At 61.5% G+C, this 14,340-nt stretch carries 13 protein-coding genes; 4 read left to right on the forward strand and 9 right to left on the reverse strand.

What is annotated here, in order from left to right; genetic code table 11:
* Nucleotides 1-5 precede the first annotated feature (5 nt).
* From dnaX to recR, 4 genes are all read left to right on the forward strand, one after another.
* A complete protein-coding gene (dnaX, locus tag J3P81_RS08820) occupies nucleotides 6-2,087 on the forward strand; it encodes a DNA polymerase III subunit gamma/tau (RefSeq protein WP_434563232.1) in 2,082 nt (693 codons plus the stop codon).
* Nucleotides 2,088-2,151: 64 nt separating this feature from the next.
* Nucleotides 2,152-2,490 (forward strand): YbaB/EbfC family nucleoid-associated protein, encoded by a 339-nt coding sequence (locus J3P81_RS08825; RefSeq protein ID WP_003183512.1) that lies wholly within the window; start codon nucleotides 2,152-2,154, stop codon nucleotides 2,488-2,490.
* A gap of 219 nt (nucleotides 2,491-2,709) precedes the next feature.
* On the forward strand, nucleotides 2,710-3,738 hold the full coding sequence (locus tag J3P81_RS08830; RefSeq protein WP_434563234.1) for an NADP-dependent oxidoreductase: 1,029 nt from the start codon (nucleotides 2,710-2,712) through the stop codon (nucleotides 3,736-3,738).
* Nucleotides 3,739-3,804: 66 nt separating this feature from the next.
* Nucleotides 3,805-4,407: a recombination mediator RecR gene (recR, locus tag J3P81_RS08835; RefSeq protein ID WP_181286939.1), complete on the forward strand. Its 603-nt coding sequence runs from the start codon at nucleotides 3,805-3,807 to the stop codon at nucleotides 4,405-4,407.
* 130 nt (nucleotides 4,408-4,537) lie between these two features.
* Here recR and J3P81_RS08840 read toward each other — a convergent pair whose 3' ends face one another.
* The 9 genes from J3P81_RS08840 to J3P81_RS08880 form a co-directional block, all read right to left on the reverse strand.
* On the reverse strand, nucleotides 4,538-5,086 hold the full coding sequence (locus J3P81_RS08840) for an adenine phosphoribosyltransferase (RefSeq protein WP_420764720.1): 549 nt from the start codon (nucleotides 5,084-5,086) through the stop codon (nucleotides 4,538-4,540).
* A 75-nt stretch (nucleotides 5,087-5,161) separates the two neighbouring features.
* Nucleotides 5,162-5,896 (reverse strand): fumarate/nitrate reduction transcriptional regulator Fnr, encoded by a 735-nt coding sequence (gene fnr / locus J3P81_RS08845; protein WP_420764719.1) that lies wholly within the window; start codon nucleotides 5,894-5,896, stop codon nucleotides 5,162-5,164.
* A gap of 94 nt (nucleotides 5,897-5,990) precedes the next feature.
* A complete protein-coding gene (hemN, locus tag J3P81_RS08850) occupies nucleotides 5,991-7,373 on the reverse strand; it encodes an oxygen-independent coproporphyrinogen III oxidase (RefSeq protein ID WP_434563236.1) in 1,383 nt (460 codons plus the stop codon).
* A gap of 305 nt (nucleotides 7,374-7,678) precedes the next feature.
* Nucleotides 7,679-8,362: a sulfite exporter TauE/SafE family protein gene (locus tag J3P81_RS08855; protein WP_434563238.1), complete on the reverse strand. Its 684-nt coding sequence runs from the start codon at nucleotides 8,360-8,362 to the stop codon at nucleotides 7,679-7,681.
* The gene (gene ccoS, locus J3P81_RS08860; protein ID WP_420764716.1) at nucleotides 8,355-8,573 is read right to left on the reverse strand and encodes a cbb3-type cytochrome oxidase assembly protein CcoS; all 219 of its coding nucleotides are present in this window, start codon (nucleotides 8,571-8,573) and stop codon (nucleotides 8,355-8,357) included. Before ccoS ends, J3P81_RS08855 begins: the two co-directional genes overlap by 8 nt.
* A gap of 24 nt (nucleotides 8,574-8,597) precedes the next feature.
* Nucleotides 8,598-11,048 (reverse strand): heavy metal translocating P-type ATPase, encoded by a 2,451-nt coding sequence (locus J3P81_RS08865; RefSeq protein WP_434563240.1) that lies wholly within the window; start codon nucleotides 11,046-11,048, stop codon nucleotides 8,598-8,600.
* 20 nt (nucleotides 11,049-11,068) lie between these two features.
* A complete protein-coding gene (locus J3P81_RS08870; protein ID WP_420764714.1) occupies nucleotides 11,069-11,608 on the reverse strand; it encodes a FixH family protein in 540 nt (179 codons plus the stop codon).
* Between the two features lie 11 nt (nucleotides 11,609-11,619).
* Nucleotides 11,620-13,035, reverse strand: coding sequence for a cytochrome c oxidase accessory protein CcoG (ccoG, locus tag J3P81_RS08875; RefSeq protein WP_434563242.1), 1,416 nt, complete (start codon nucleotides 13,033-13,035; stop codon nucleotides 11,620-11,622).
* Nucleotides 13,036-13,392: 357 nt separating this feature from the next.
* Nucleotides 13,393-13,863, reverse strand: a complete 471-nt coding sequence (locus tag J3P81_RS08880; protein WP_434563244.1) for a hypothetical protein — start codon at nucleotides 13,861-13,863, stop codon at nucleotides 13,393-13,395.
* Between the last annotated feature and the right edge of the window lie 477 nt (nucleotides 13,864-14,340).

Below are 14,340 nucleotides of genomic sequence, written 5' to 3' on the forward strand. Positions count from 1 at the left end.
TTTCGATGAGTTATCAGGTTCTTGCACGTAAATGGCGTCCGCGCTCGTTCCGCGAAATGGTCGGCCAGACCCATGTGCTCAAGGCTCTGATCAATGCCTTGGACAGCCAGCGGCTGCACCATGCCTATCTGTTCACCGGTACCCGCGGCGTGGGCAAGACCACCATTGCGCGGATCATCGCCAAGTGCGTGAACTGTGAAACCGGTATTACGTCGACGCCCTGCGGCGAATGTTCGGTCTGCCGGGAAATCGACGAAGGTCGTTTCGTCGACCTGATCGAAATCGACGCCGCCAGCCGCACCAAGGTCGAGGATACCCGCGAGCTGCTCGACAACGTGCAGTACGCCCCGAGCCGTGGGCGCTTCAAGGTCTACCTGATCGACGAAGTGCACATGCTCTCCAGCCATTCCTTCAATGCGCTGCTCAAGACCCTCGAAGAACCGCCGCCCTACGTCAAATTCATCCTGGCGACTACCGATCCGCAGAAACTTCCCGCAACGATTTTGTCGCGCTGCTTGCAGTTCTCTCTGAAGAACATGACGCCGGAACGGGTCGTCGAGCACCTGACCCATGTGCTGGGCGTCGAGAACGTGCCGTTCGAGGACGATGCGCTGTGGCTGCTGGGACGAGCCGCCGACGGTTCGATGCGTGACGCCATGAGCCTGACCGACCAGGCCATTGCCTTCGGCGAAGGCAAGGTCATGGCCGCCGAGGTGCGTGCCATGCTGGGCACCCTCGATCACGGCCAGGTCTACGACGTTTTGACTGCGCTCATCGAAGGGGACGCAAAGGCATTGCTCGAAGCGGTGCGTCACCTGGCCGAGCAGGGGCCGGACTGGAATGGCGTGCTCTCGGAGATTCTCAACGTGCTGCACCGTGTCGCCATCGCCCAGGCCTTGCCCGAGGGGGTCGACAACGGCCATGGCGACCGGGACCGCGTGTTGGCTTTGGCCCAGGCGCTGCCGGCCGAAGACGTACAGTTTTATTACCAGATGGGCCTGATCGGCCGTCGCGACCTGCCACTGGCACCGGATCCGCGCGGCGGCTTCGAGATGGTGCTGCTGCGAATGCTTGCGTTCCGGCCGGCCGATACCGCGGACGCCCCGAGACAAGCGCTAAAGCCAGTGGGGATCAGTCAGGCCACAGCTGATTCCGCCAAGCCAGTGGCTGCCACGCCCGTTGTTGCGTCGGCAGCGGCTCCTGCTCTTACGGCGGTGGCGCCCGCAGCCCAGCCGATTCCGGCCCCGGCGCCTGTTGTCGTCACGCCTGAGCCAGAGCCCGAACCGGTCGTCGAGGCGCTCCCCGAGCCCGTCGCCGAAGAAGTCATCGACCTGCCTTGGAACGACCCGGTCGAGCCGCAAGTTATCCAGCAACCCGCCGTCGAGCCCGTTTTGGAAACCATCGCCGAGCAGCCCGAGTTGCCGCCGATGCCCCTGCCGACACCCGACAGCGTGGTGCCCGATGCACCCGAGTGGGTGGCTGCGCCAATGCCGGAGCCGACGGTGGCCGACGTCGAGGTCGCGACGCCGGGCATCGATCTGGACGACGAGCCGCCGCTGGACGAGGACTACATCGAGCCGGACATCGATTCGGCCTACAGCTACCTGGACGACCTGGCCAGCGAACATGCCGCCGAACCGGCACCGGAGCCAGAACCTGAACCGGCGGCAATGCCCGCCACTGGGCTGGCCCTGCAATGGCTGGAGCTGTTCCCCAAGCTGCAGATCAGTGGCATGACCGGTAGCATCGCCGCCAACTGCACCTTGATCTCGGTCGAGGGCGACCATTGGCTGCTGCACCTGGATCCGGCCCACAGCGCGCTGTTCAACGCAACCCAACAGCGTCGCCTCAACGATGCGCTGAACCAGTACCACCAGCGCACTCTCACGTTGACCATCGAGCTGATCAAGCCCGAGCAGGAAACCCCGGCTCAGGCCGCGTCCCGGCGCCGCGCCGACCGTCAGCGCGAAGCCGAGGAATCGATCCAGAACGATCCGTTCATCCAACAGATGATGCAACAGTTCGGCGCCGTGGTCCGTCACGATACTATCGAACCTGTCGAGGCCCCGGTCACCCAGGGCTCATAACTGAAGGCGCCGGGCCGGGCAGGCCGGGCGCGTTGTTTATCCAAGTACTTTCGAGGTGATTACCATGATGAAAGGTGGCATGGCCGGCCTGATGAAGCAGGCGCAGCAGATGCAGGAAAAAATGGCCAAGATGCAGGAAGAGCTGGCCAACGCTGAAGTCACCGGCAAATCCGGTGGCGACATGGTGACGGTGGTCATGACCGGTCGCCACGATATCAAGCGCGTCAGCATCGACCCGAGCGTGGTCGAAGGCCTGAGCGAAGACGACAAGGAAATGCTCGAAGCCCTGTTCGCCGCCGCCGTCAACGACGCAGTGCGCAAGATCGAAGCGAACAGCCAGGACAAGATGTCCGGCATGACCGCTGGCATGCAGCTGCCGCCGGGCATGAAACTGCCGTTCTGATTCGCCATCGCGCTCGGGATGGGCTACACACAATGCCAGGCATCGCGCCTGGCATTTTTGTTTCTGGCAGGAGCAATGGGGTCTCTGTTCGACTGCTTTCGTCGGAACGCCGTCCGGAGCAGGCTGCACCGTGCTATCCCGGCATAAACATCGAACGCGCCCCCAAGGCAATGGTCTGCTCCCTATACGTGTACGCTCAACGAACTAGGAGACGCCTCCATGTCATCGATTTCCAATCAGCGCATCGTGCTGGCCTCGCGCCCCCAAGGTGCGCCAACCCCTGAAAACTTTCGACTTGAACACGTGACGTTGCCCGATCTGGCCGAAGGACAAATCCTGCTCAAGACGCTCTTCCTGTCACTGGACCCTTACATGCGCGGGCGCATGAGTGACGCGCCTTCCTACGCTGCGCCGGTGCAGATCGATGAGGTGATGACCGGTGGTGCCGTCAGCCGCGTAGAGCGCTCGATGCATCCGAAATTCCAAGAGGGTGATCTGGTGGTGGGGGCCACGGGTTGGCAGAGCCACTGCATCAGCGATGGCCGCGATGTCATTCCGATCCCTTCCGGCTTGCCCAGCCCCTCGATGGCGCTGGGGGTGTTGGGGATGCCGGGCATGACGGCCTACATGGGGTTGATGGACATTGGCCAGCCCAAGGCCGGGGAAACCCTGGTCGTGGCGGCGGCGTCGGGCGCCGTGGGCTCCGTGGTTGGCCAGGTGGCGAAGATCAAGGGCTTGCGGGTGGTGGGGGTGGCCGGCGGTGGCGAAAAATGCAAGTACGTGGTCGATGAGCTGGGTTTCGACGCCTGTATTGACCATAAAAGCGCGAATTTCGCCGAAGAGCTTGCCAGGGCTTGCGATCAAGGTATCGATATCTATTACGAAAACGTCGGCGGCAAGGTCTTCGATGCGGTCGTGCCGCTGCTCAACGCCAAGGCGCGCGTCCCGCTTTGCGGCTTGATCGCATCCTACAATGATCATCAGCCGCCAAGTGGCCCGGATCGCCTGCCGCAACTACAACGCACGCTGTTGACCAAGCGCGTGCGCATCCAGGGTTTCATCGTGTTCGATGATTACGGTGATCGCCAGCCGGAATTCATCAGCGCCATGGCGCCTTGGGTGCGCGATGGCAAGGTCAAGTTCCGCGAGGACGTGGTCGACGGTCTTGAAAATGCGCCCCTGGCTTTCATCGGCATGTTGGAGGGGCGAAATTTCGGCAAGTTGGTGGTGCGAGTAGCGCGCGATTGAGTATTTGACGCTAATCGGAGGCGCGGGTATAAACCGCGTCTCGTTGTTATGTCGGACGTTTCCCCCATGAGCTTCAGCCCTTTGATCCGCCAACTGATCGATGCCCTGCGAACCTTGCCAGGCGTGGGTCAGAAAACCGCCCAGCGCATGGCGTTGCAACTGCTCGAGCGTGATCGCAGCGGCGGCTCGCGCCTGGCCCAGGCGTTGAGCCAAGCCATGGAAGGTGTCGGGCATTGTCGCCAGTGCCGCACCCTGACCGAGGACGATCTTTGCCCGCAATGCGCCGACCCGCGACGGGACGACAGCCTGCTCTGCGTGGTCGAGGGGCCTATGGATGTCTATGCGGTGGAGCAGACCGGCTTTCGCGGCCGTTACTTTGTGCTCAAGGGGCACCTGTCACCGCTCGACGGCCTGGGGCCCGAAGCCATCGGCATCCCGCAGTTGATGGCGCGGATCGAGGAGGCGGGCACGTTTACCGAAGTCATCCTCGCCACCAACCCGACGGTCGAAGGCGAAGCCACTGCGCATTACATCGCCCAACTGCTCAGCAATAAAGGCCTGGTCGCCTCCCGCATCGCCCATGGCGTGCCGTTGGGTGGGGAGCTTGAGTTGGTGGACGGCGGGACGCTGGCGCATTCGTTTGCCGGGCGCAAGCCAATCGCGTTGTAGCCGCAACACGAATCCCTTGTGGGAGCGAGCCTGCTCGCGATAGCGGTGTGTCAGCCAGTATAGGTATCGACAGATCTACCGCCATCGCGAGCAGGCTCGCTCCCACAATGGGTTATGTGATTTGGCCAGGTTATTTTTCGCTGAGGGAGAACTGCGTCAGGCAGAACGTCGGGATGCCCATGTCTTCCAGGCGCTGGGAGCCGAGCAGTTCCGGCAAGTCGATGATCGCCGCGGCTTCATGGACCCTGGCGCCCATGCGGCGGATCAGGTTGGCGGCGGCGATCAACGTTCCGCCAGTGGCGATCAGGTCATCGAACATCACCACCGAATCCCCTTCGCACAGGCTGTCGGCGTGCACTTCAAGAAAGGCTTCGCCGTACTCGGTCTGGTAACCCTCGGCCAGTACGTCGGCTGGCAGCTTGCCCTGTTTGCGAAACAACACCAGCGGCTTGTTCAACTGATAGGCCAGGATCGAGCCGATCAGGAAACCCCGGGCATCCATCGCGCCAATGTGCGTGAACTCGGCCTCGACATAGCGATGGGCGAAGCTGTCCATGACCAGCCGCAGGGCAGTGGGCGACTGGAACAGCGGAGTGATATCGCGAAAGATCACGCCTGGCTTGGGGAAGTCGATCACGGGGCGGATCAGGGATTTGATGTCGAAGGAGTCGAAGACCATCGTCGAGGTGTCCTGGCTGGCTGCAAACGCGGCAGTATAGCGCGACGGGGCGAAAGCCTCAGCCGCGCGAGCGCATCAGCCTTCGACCGAGCCGCCGGCCAGGGCGCAGAGCTGGATCGGGTCGAGAATATGAATTTCCTTGCCTTCGGCTGCGATCAACGCGTTCTGTTGGAAGCGGGTGAACACCCTGGACACGGTTTCCACGGCCAGGCCCAGGTAGTTGCCCATTTCATTGCGGGACATGCTCAAGCGAAACTGATTGGCCGAAAACCCGCGGGCACGAAAACGCGCCGAGAGATTGACCAGGAACGTGGCGATGCGTTCGTCGGCGGTTTTCTTCGAAAGCAACAACATCATTTGCTGGTCGTCACGAATTTCCCGGCTCATCACCCGCATCAATTGTCGACGCAGTTGCGGCAGCTGCACCGCCAGCTCATCGAGACGATCAAAAGGAATTTCGCACACCGAAGTCGTCTCCAGTGCCTGGGCCGAGACCGGGTGGGTCTCGGTGTCCATGCCCGACAGGCCCACAAGCTCGCTGGGCAGATGGAAACCGGTGAGCTGCTCTTCGCCACCGTCGCTCAGGTTGAACGTCTTCAGGGCGCCCGAGCGCACTGCGTAAACCGAGTCGAAGCCATCGCCCTGGCGAAACAGGAACTCACCTTTTTTCAGCGGCCGTCCCCGTTTGACGATGTCATCCAGCGCGTCCATGTCCTCCAGATTCAACGAAAGTGGCAGGCATAGAGGGGCCAGGCTGCAATCCTTGCAATGGGCCTGGCTGTGAGCGCGGGATTTGACTGGCTCGGACATTTCTTAAATCCTTGTGGGAAAACACACATGAGACGTAAGGGTAACCCAGCGCACAAACTCCGGCCAGTGCGGTGTCCCCGTCAAAGTGTCGCGCTCAGATGACCCGGGAAAAACGTTGGCGGTTTTGTTGCTGCAGATAACCGTCGAACACCATGCAGACAGAACGCACCAGCAGGCGCCCCGCGGGCAGTACGTTGATATGGGTCTGCGTCAATTCGAGCAGCCCATCGGCTGCCATCGTCTGTAGTTGCGGCCATAAAGAGCCAAAATAACCGCGCAAGTCGACATTGAAGTCTCGCTCTATCTCGGCGAACGCCAGCGAGAAATGGCAGATCAACTGCTGGATCACGGCGCGTCGCAAACGGTCGTCGGCGTTGCACACCAGCCCGCGGCTGGTTGCCAGTTGCCCGTCGGCAAGGGTGTTCTGGTAGTGGGTCAGGTCGCTGCTGTTCTGGCAGTACAAATCGCCGACCTGGCTGATGGCTGACACGCCGAGGCCGATCAGGTCGCAATGCCCATGGGTGGTGTAGCCTTGGAAGTTGCGCTGCAGGGTCGCTTCTTCTTGGGCGATCGCCAGTTCGTCGTCGGGGAGGGCGAAGTGGTCCATGCCGATGTAGCGATAACCGGCGGCGGTCAGCTGTTCGATGGTGCCTTGCAGCATGGCCAGTTTCTGCACCGGGGTAGGCAGGTCCTGGCCATCGATCCGCCGCTGCGGCATGAAGCGCTCCGGCAGGTGGGCGTAATTGAAAACCGAGAGACGGTCCGGTTGCAGGCTGATGACTTCTTCGACCGTGCGCGCGAAGTTTTCCGGCTTTTGTTTGGGCAAGCCATAGATCAGGTCGATGTTGATCGAGCGGAACTGCAAGGTCCGGGCGGCTTCGATCACCGCCCGGGTTTCTTCCAGGCTCTGCAGGCGATTGACGGCTCGCTGCACGGCAGGGTCGAGGTCTTGCAGGCCGATGCTGACCCGGTTGAAGCCCAGCTCCCGCAGCAGGCCCATGGTTGACCAGTCGGCCTCCCGTGGATCGATTTCGATGCCGTAGTCGCCGGAATCGTCGTCCACCAGATTCATATGCTTGCGCAGGCTGGCCATGAGTTGGCGCAGCTCGTCGTGGCTCAGGAACGTCGGCGTGCCACCGCCCAGGTGCAGTTGTTCCACCCGTTGGGAAGGGGCCAGATGGCAGCCGATCAGTTGGATTTCCTGCTCCAGGCGTCGCAGGTAGGTGTGGGCACGACCGCGATCCTTGGTAATGACTTTATTGCAGGCGCAGTAGTAGCAGATGTTCGCGCAAAACGGCACGTGCACGTACAGCGACAGTGGCCTGTGTGCCTTGCGGCTGTCGCGCAGGGCGTGGAGCAGGTCGAAGGTGCCCACCTGGCCGGCGAACTGTGCCGCAGTAGGATAAGAGGTGTAGCGTGGTCCCGCCAGGTCGTAGCGGCGGATGAGGTCTGAGTCCCAACGGATGGCGTCGAGCATGCGGGCGTTCCCCGGATAGGCTGGCATGGTCGCGAGTCTAGGGGGGCGTGGGAAAGGGCGTGTTGATTTGCGTCAACGGGGCTGGCAGTCGTCGAGGGTGATGCTCGTGCAGACAACTCAAATCCGTGGCGAGGGAGCTTGCTCCCGCTCGGCTGCGCAGCAGACGCAATATCAGTTACATGCGTTTCTGCCTGGGGGTGTAGGGGCCTGCTTCGCTGGCCAGCGGGAGCAAGCTCCCTCGCCACAGGGCTGCGATCATGATGTGCTCATTTCCTCTAAATTTGCTTGAGGAGGAGGCGACTCGGTCAATGACCCATGAGCCAATGCTGATGCGGCCCCGGCAGTGTCCAGATGCCGAAGACGATCACCAACAACCCACCGGCCATGCGCACGCTGCGTTTACGCAACAGGGCGGTGACACGCTCGGCCGCCAGGCCAGTGGCGAGGAGCACCGGCCAGGTACCCAGGCCGAAGGCGAGCATCAATAGCGCGCTGTCCAGCGCATTGCCCTGGCTGGCGGACCAGAGAAGGGTGCTGTAGACCAACCCGCATGGCAGCCACCCCCACAGCGCGCCGAGCAGCAAGGCCCGTGGCAGGCTTGATACCGGCAGCAGGCGGTTGGCGACGGGTTGGATGTGTCGCCACAAGCCCCGGCCGATCCCCTCGATACGGGTCAGGCCGCTCCACCATCCGGCGAGATACAGGCCCATGGCGATCAGCAGCAGACCGGCCAGCACCCGCATGATCATCGCCGCCGGGCTGTTGGCGACGGCCCAGCCGGCCAGTCCGATCAGCAAGCCCGCCGTGGCGTAACTCAGGATCCGCCCCAGGTTGTACGCCAGCAATAATCGAAAACGCCGGCTGCGCTGTTCCTTGGGAATCGCCAGGGTGAGGGCGCCCATCAGACCGCCGCACATGCCCAGGCAGTGGCCGCCGCCGAGCAGGCCGAGGATGACGGCCGATATCAACAGCGGCGCCAGATCAAGCATGGGGCGGCGCCTTGTCGTCCGGTTTCTGGGCCTCGCCGCTTGCTTCTTCCACCGCGGCCTTATGGTTCGGGTCTTGTTCGTCGAACAGGATGCTGTGGGCCGGGCCGTCGAGGTCGTCGTATTGGCCGCTGTCCACGGCCCAGAAGAATATGTAGACGGCGATCGCTACGATCAGCAGCGCGGCCGGAATCATTACGTAAAGAGCTGGCATGTCGGACCTCCATGCCCGCGCGGCTCAGGCCGGCTGCGGACGGGTATCGGGCGTGGCATCAAGAACCTGCACCTTGGGTTGGCGGGTCAGCCTCAGCGCGTTCAAGACCACGGTCAGCGAACTGATGGACATGCCGGCCGCAGCCCACACGGGAGTGATCCAGCCTAGGGCGGCGAACGGCAACATGAGGCCATTGTACAGCCCCGCCCAGACCAGGTTCTCGATGATGACCCGACGGGTTCGCCGGGCGAGGCTGAAGGCGTGAACCAGGGCCTCGAGGCGGTTGGACAGCAGTACCGCGTCGGCGCTGGTCTTGGCCAGGTCGGTGGCCGAGCCCATGGCGACGCTGATATCCGCCGCTGCCAGTACCGGCACATCGTTCACGCCGTCGCCGAGCACCAGCACCTTGCGGCCCTGTTGACGCAACTGCTGCAGCACGGCCAGCTTGTCGTCCGGGCGCAGGCCGCCGCGAGCCTCATCGATGCCCAGTCCGGTGGCAACGCTGGCGACCATCGGCGAGCTGTCGCCCGACAGCAAGAGCGTGCGCCAGCCCCGCGCCTTGCAGGCCGCGACAAGGGCCGGGGCATCCGTACGCAGACGGTCGTCGAGGACAAACCAGGCCAGCGGCCCGGCATCATCCCCCAGCAACAGCCATTGCCCAGGTTCGTCCGGCATCACCGGTACGGTGGCGCCACTCGGGTCGCAGACAAAGCCGGGATGGCCGATGCGCAATCGCTGTTCCCCCACCAAGCCCTCAAGCCCAAGTCCCGGAAAACTCTGCACATTCTCAGCGGCCAGTGGCGCCCGGCCGAAGGCGCGGGCAATCGGGTGTTCGGAGCGATTCTCCAAGGCGGCGGCCAAGGCCAGGCACTGATCGCTGTCGAGCGCCGCCAGGGGGCGGATGGCGCGCAACGCCAAGCGGCCTTCGGTAAGGGTGCCGGTCTTGTCGAAAATCACCGTGTCGATCTGGTTCAGGCCTTCCAATACATGGCCGCGGGTCAGCAACAATCCGAGTTTGTGCAGGGTGCCGGTGGCTGCGGTGAGTGCGGTTGGCGTCGCCAGGGACAGCGCGCAAGGGCAGGTCGCGACGAGCATCGCCAGGACGATCCAGAAAGCGCGCGAAGCATCCAGATGCCACCACAACAGGCCGATGGCGGAGGCGGCAACCAGAGAGAACAGCAGGAACCATTGGGCGGCGCGGTCGGCGATTTCCGCCAGGCGCGGTTTCTCGCCTTGGGCGCGTTCCAGCAGGCGGACGATGGCGGACAAACGAGTGTCCTGCCCCAAGGCCAATACCTGAACGGTCAGCGCGCCCTCGACGTTCAGCGTGCCCGCCGTGACTGCATCGCCGGCCTGGCGGGGTTGCGGCAGGTATTCACCGGTCAGCAGCGATTCGTCGACGCTGGACTGCCCTTCGAGAATCCTGCCGTCGGCGGGCAGGATAGCCCCGGGCTGCACCAGCACCCGGTCGCCCGTATGCAGTTCGCTGAGCAGGATGCGCTCGCTCTGGCCGTCATCCGCCAGGCGCAGGCACGAGGCCGGCAACAGGTTCACCAATTGGGCGGTGGCCGCAGCGGTGCGTTCCCGAGCCCGGCGTTCCAGGTAGCGGCCGGCCAGCAGGAACAGGGCGAACATGCCGACGGCATCGAAATACAACTCGCCGACACCGGTAATGGAGGTCCAGATGCCGGCAATGTAAGCGCCACCGATGGCCAGGGAGACTGAAACGTCCATCGTCAGGTGGCGAGTGCGCAGGTCACGCATGGCACCCTTGAAAAAAGGTGCGCAGCTGTAGAACACAATGGGCGTTGTCAGGAATAGCGCGACCCAGCGCAGGATGGTGTGCATCTCCGGGCTCAGGTCGATGTTGAATTCCGGCCAGGTGGCCATGGTCGCCATCATCGCCTGGAACCAAAGCAAGCCGGCCACGCCCAGCTGGCGCAGGGCCAGACGGTTTTGCGCGGCGAGCTGTTCGCAAGCCTGGTCGGCCTGGTACGGGTGCGCGGCGTAGCCGATCTGGCGCAATTGCGCGAGCAGGGTGCTCAGCGGCAATTGGGCGTCGGCCCAGCGGACGTGCAGGCGATGGTTGGACAGGTTCAGTCGCGCCTCGGCCACCGCTGGCAAAGCGCGCAGGTGCTTTTCGATCAGCCAGCCACAGGCGGCGCAACTGATGCCTTCCATCAGCAGGGTGGTTTCGCAAAGCTCGCCTTCATGGCGAACGAACGATTGCTGCACGTCAGGGCGATCGTACAGCGCCAGTTCTTCGGTCAGTTGCACCGGCAGGGACTGGGGGTTGGCCGATGCTTCACTGCGATGCTGGTAATAGCTTTCCAAACCGCCGGCCACAATCGCTTCGGCCACCGCCTGGCAACCCGGGCAGCACAGCTCGCGGGTTTCACCGAGGACAACGGCGGTGAAGCGACTGCCGGGCGGGACGGGCAGGGCGCAGTGGTAGCAGGGCCGTGGGGTGGTCATGGTTGCTGCATAAAAGCGGCTTATTTCTTCAGGTCTTCAGCGCCTTGCAGCGGTTCATCACCGAGCAAGATGGCCTGTTCGTGGTTGATCTGCTCTTCTTCGAACAAGCGCCAGGTCTTCTCGTTCTGCGCCCCCAGCAGTTCGACAAAGCGCCGGCCTTCGACCTTGTCTGCCAATTGGCCAACGTAGCGCCCAGGTTCGCTGTCGTTGCGGGTCAGGACGATCTTGCGGTCCTTCTCCGGCTGGGTGGGTGAGATCAGGCTCAGTTCGAGGGTCTGGGGACGGCTGTTGCCGTCCAGGCGCAGGTTGACTTCCCCGGTGAGGTCGTCCAGCTGCACATTGGCATGCAATTGCAGGGTCTGGGCCAGCAGTTCGCGCTCCAGGGAGCGGTTGATGCCTTTACCGGCTTCGTAGTAGTTGTCGTTAACCAGGTTATCCGGGTTGTTCACCGCGATGGTCACCATGGTCAGGCTCAGCGTTACCGAGCAGGCAAGGATACCGATGATGATCCACGGCCAGAGGTGCTTGTACCAAGGGCTGGTGGCAGTTGCTGCAGGCATGTTCATTTCTCTCAACGAGTCTGTGGGCCGATGAACCGGCTCTTGGCTTCAACATGGACGCTTTCGTCATCGGCATCCTTGAGGATGAAGGTCACCTCGTTGGTGCTCGATGGCAATTGTTCAGGTGCGCTGGACAATTCGACCGGCTGGCTGTAGATCTCGCCGGCGGCGACCTTGATTTCCCGTCGGCCTTCGAGCTTGAGATCAGGCAGGCCGGCGGCTTCCAGGACGTACGTATGGTCGCGTTGGTCCTTGTTCATGATCTTCAGGCTGTAGACGTTCTCGATCCGGCCTTCGGCGTTCTCGCGGTACAGCACGCGGTCCTTGCTGACGTCGAAACCCACCAGCGAACGCATGAAAAACGCCGTTACCAGCAAGCTGATCATGGCCAGCAGCACCAAGGCGTAGCCGATCAGGCGCGGGCGCAGTTTATGGGTTTTTTGCCCCGAGAGGTTGTGTTCGGTGGTGTAGCTGATCAGCCCGCGCGGATAATCCATCTTGTCCATGATGTTGTCGCAGGCATCTATGCAGGCCGCGCAGCCGATACACTCGATCTGCAAGCCGTCGCGGATGTCGATGCCGGTGGGGCAGACCTGGACGCACATGGTGCAGTCGATGCAATCGCCGAGGCCCAGGGCCTTGTAATCGATGCCTTTCTTGCGCGGGCCACGGCTTTCACCGCGACGCGGGTCATAGGAAACGATCAAGGTGTCTTTGTCGAACATCACGCTCTGGAAGCGGGCGTAAGGGCACATGTAGATGCACACTTGTTCACGCAGCCAGCCGGCATTGCCGTAAGTGGCCAAGGTGAAGAATCCGACCCAGAAATACGACCAGCCATCGGCCTGGCCGGTGAAGAACTCGAACACCAGTTCGCGGATCGGGGTGAAGTAACCGACGAAGGTCATGCCGGTGACGAAACCGATCAGTAGCCACAGGCTGTGCTTGGCGAATTTGCGCAGGAATTTATTGGCGCTCATGGACATCTTGTCGAGCTTGATGCGCTGGTTGCGGTCGCCTTCGGTGACCTTTTCGCACCACATGAAGATCCAGGTCCAGACGCTTTGCGGGCAGGTGTAGCCGCACCAGACGCGCCCGGCATATACCGTGATGAAAAACAGGCCGAAGGCGGCGATGATCAGCATGCCGGAGAGGAGGATGAAGTCCTGGGGCCAGAAGGTTGCACCAAAAATAAAGAATTTGCGTTCAGGCAGGTTCCACCAGACGGCCTGGTGACCGCCCCAATTCAGCCAGACCGTGCCGAAATACAGCAGGAACAGAAACCCCCCGCCAACCATTCGCAGGTTGCGGAACAGGCCCGTGAAGGCGCGGGTGTAGATTTTCTCCCGAGAGGCGTACAGGTCGACGCTTTTGTTGGCGTCTTTGGCAGGCGGGGTAACGTCATGTACCGGAATCTGGTTGCTCATCAATTGCATCCCACGGCAGTGGAAAAATGCCGAGGCCAGTACGTGCCGACCACGGTCAGAAAGGGTGTTGCAGTGGCGCAATGATACGCCTGTCGCTCTGGCTCAAGGGTGCGACCTTTGGTCGCGTTGGGTGTCCGGGCTGAATGGTGTAGCGGATGTAACAAGTCATGACCTGGATCAATTGACTATAGACAGAGCATGGCATTGGCGGAGATTGGATGGGGGCGGCTTCGCCGCCCAGCGGGAACAAGCTCCCTCGTCAGGGGATCTGCGTTTCGCCTCAAATCTTGTGCTCAGCCAGCGTTCCGCGCTGCCTCTTTCTAGCTGGCATTCAGACGGATAATTTGATGGTTTATGTTATTGCGGTTTATGAAGCCAGGAAGAAAAGTCGGATATGTAAATTTCATCCAGCGTTAGCGTCGGCGGTATGTTTTCGATGCTGTCAGCTATCTCGTCATAAGGTGTTGGCAAGACGTAGCAGAAGCCAAAATCCTCGTTGAGGATTATGATGCCATTAAATATGCGCTGGCGTTCGGTCAGCTTCTTTATCTGGTCAAAAGGCATCCCTGTGGAAAGCGTATGTTCGTAAAGCCCTTTGTATCGCGCGTTGCAACCGATTGAAAAAATTGTTCCGTCAGGAAGGGTTGAGAGGGTGAGCGTACTATCGATTACGTACGCTGTTCTAGTTTCACCGTCAGGTAGCGTGTAGCTCTTTATCTCGACTTTATGATGCTCATAGAGCTCATTCATATAGGTCGAGATATTGTCTTGCAATAAAATGTTCGCAATTGAATGCTTGGATTTTATGTCGGCTGCAAAATCAATCATTTAAGTTCCACCGTTCATTAGCGTGCCGTTTACGTATACGGGTCAGTCTTTTATGAGGGTCATAATTTTTAAAGTCACTATGTCCAATCCTGCCGAATACAACATCTTCACCGGCTTTATTGACTTTATAGACCTTCCAATAATCATTTCCATGGACGTTGGGCTGGGTAGGGCTGCCGCCTGGATGGTAGTCAAGCTTGTAGGTGGCTCCGGATTTTGTACTGCGCACATACTGGACGTGCTGAATCGCATCTGGCCGAGGGCGTCGTAGGCGAAGCTCAGGGTTTGCACGTCGCCTTGCAGGTTGGTGAGGGCGGGTTACACGCTTGCTTTTGAGGTGTAGGCGATCCGTGGCGAGGGAGCTTGCTCCCGCTCGGCGGCGCAGCCGTCGTAAACCGGCTGATGCGGTGTGTCTGTAGGGATGCGCCGGTCTGTTTTGGGGCGGCTTCGCCACCCAGCGGGAGCAAGCTCCCTCGC

Source organism: Pseudomonas sp. R1-6, from assembly GCF_051132115.1.
In the GTDB taxonomy this organism is placed as follows: Bacteria; Pseudomonadota; Gammaproteobacteria; order Pseudomonadales; family Pseudomonadaceae; genus Aquipseudomonas.

Bases quoted from the DNA above. Each gene is read 5' to 3' on its own strand.
- dnaX (WP_434563232.1), top strand. From the start codon at position 6: ATGAGTTATCAGGTTCTTGCACGTAAATGGCGTCCGCGCTCGTTCCGC.
- J3P81_RS08825 (WP_003183512.1), top strand. From the start codon at position 2,152: ATGATGAAAGGTGGCATGGCCGGCCTGATGAAGCAGGCGCAGCAGATG.
- J3P81_RS08830 (WP_434563234.1), top strand. From the start codon at position 2,710: ATGTCATCGATTTCCAATCAGCGCATCGTGCTGGCCTCGCGCCCCCAA.
- recR (WP_181286939.1), top strand. From the start codon at position 3,805: ATGAGCTTCAGCCCTTTGATCCGCCAACTGATCGATGCCCTGCGAACC.
- J3P81_RS08840 (WP_420764720.1), bottom strand. From the start codon at position 5,086: ATGGTCTTCGACTCCTTCGACATCAAATCCCTGATCCGCCCCGTGATC.
- fnr (WP_420764719.1), bottom strand. From the start codon at position 5,896: ATGTCCGAGCCAGTCAAATCCCGCGCTCACAGCCAGGCCCATTGCAAG.
- hemN (WP_434563236.1), bottom strand. From the start codon at position 7,373: ATGCTCGACGCCATCCGTTGGGACTCAGACCTCATCCGCCGCTACGAC.
- J3P81_RS08855 (WP_434563238.1), bottom strand. From the start codon at position 8,362: ATGCTTGATCTGGCGCCGCTGTTGATATCGGCCGTCATCCTCGGCCTG.
- ccoS (WP_420764716.1), bottom strand. From the start codon at position 8,573: ATGCCAGCTCTTTACGTAATGATTCCGGCCGCGCTGCTGATCGTAGCG.
- J3P81_RS08865 (WP_434563240.1), bottom strand. From the start codon at position 11,048: ATGACCACCCCACGGCCCTGCTACCACTGCGCCCTGCCCGTCCCGCCC.
- J3P81_RS08870 (WP_420764714.1), bottom strand. From the start codon at position 11,608: ATGCCTGCAGCAACTGCCACCAGCCCTTGGTACAAGCACCTCTGGCCG.
- ccoG (WP_434563242.1), bottom strand. From the start codon at position 13,035: ATGAGCAACCAGATTCCGGTACATGACGTTACCCCGCCTGCCAAAGAC.
- J3P81_RS08880 (WP_434563244.1), bottom strand. From the start codon at position 13,863: ATGATTGATTTTGCAGCCGACATAAAATCCAAGCATTCAATTGCGAAC.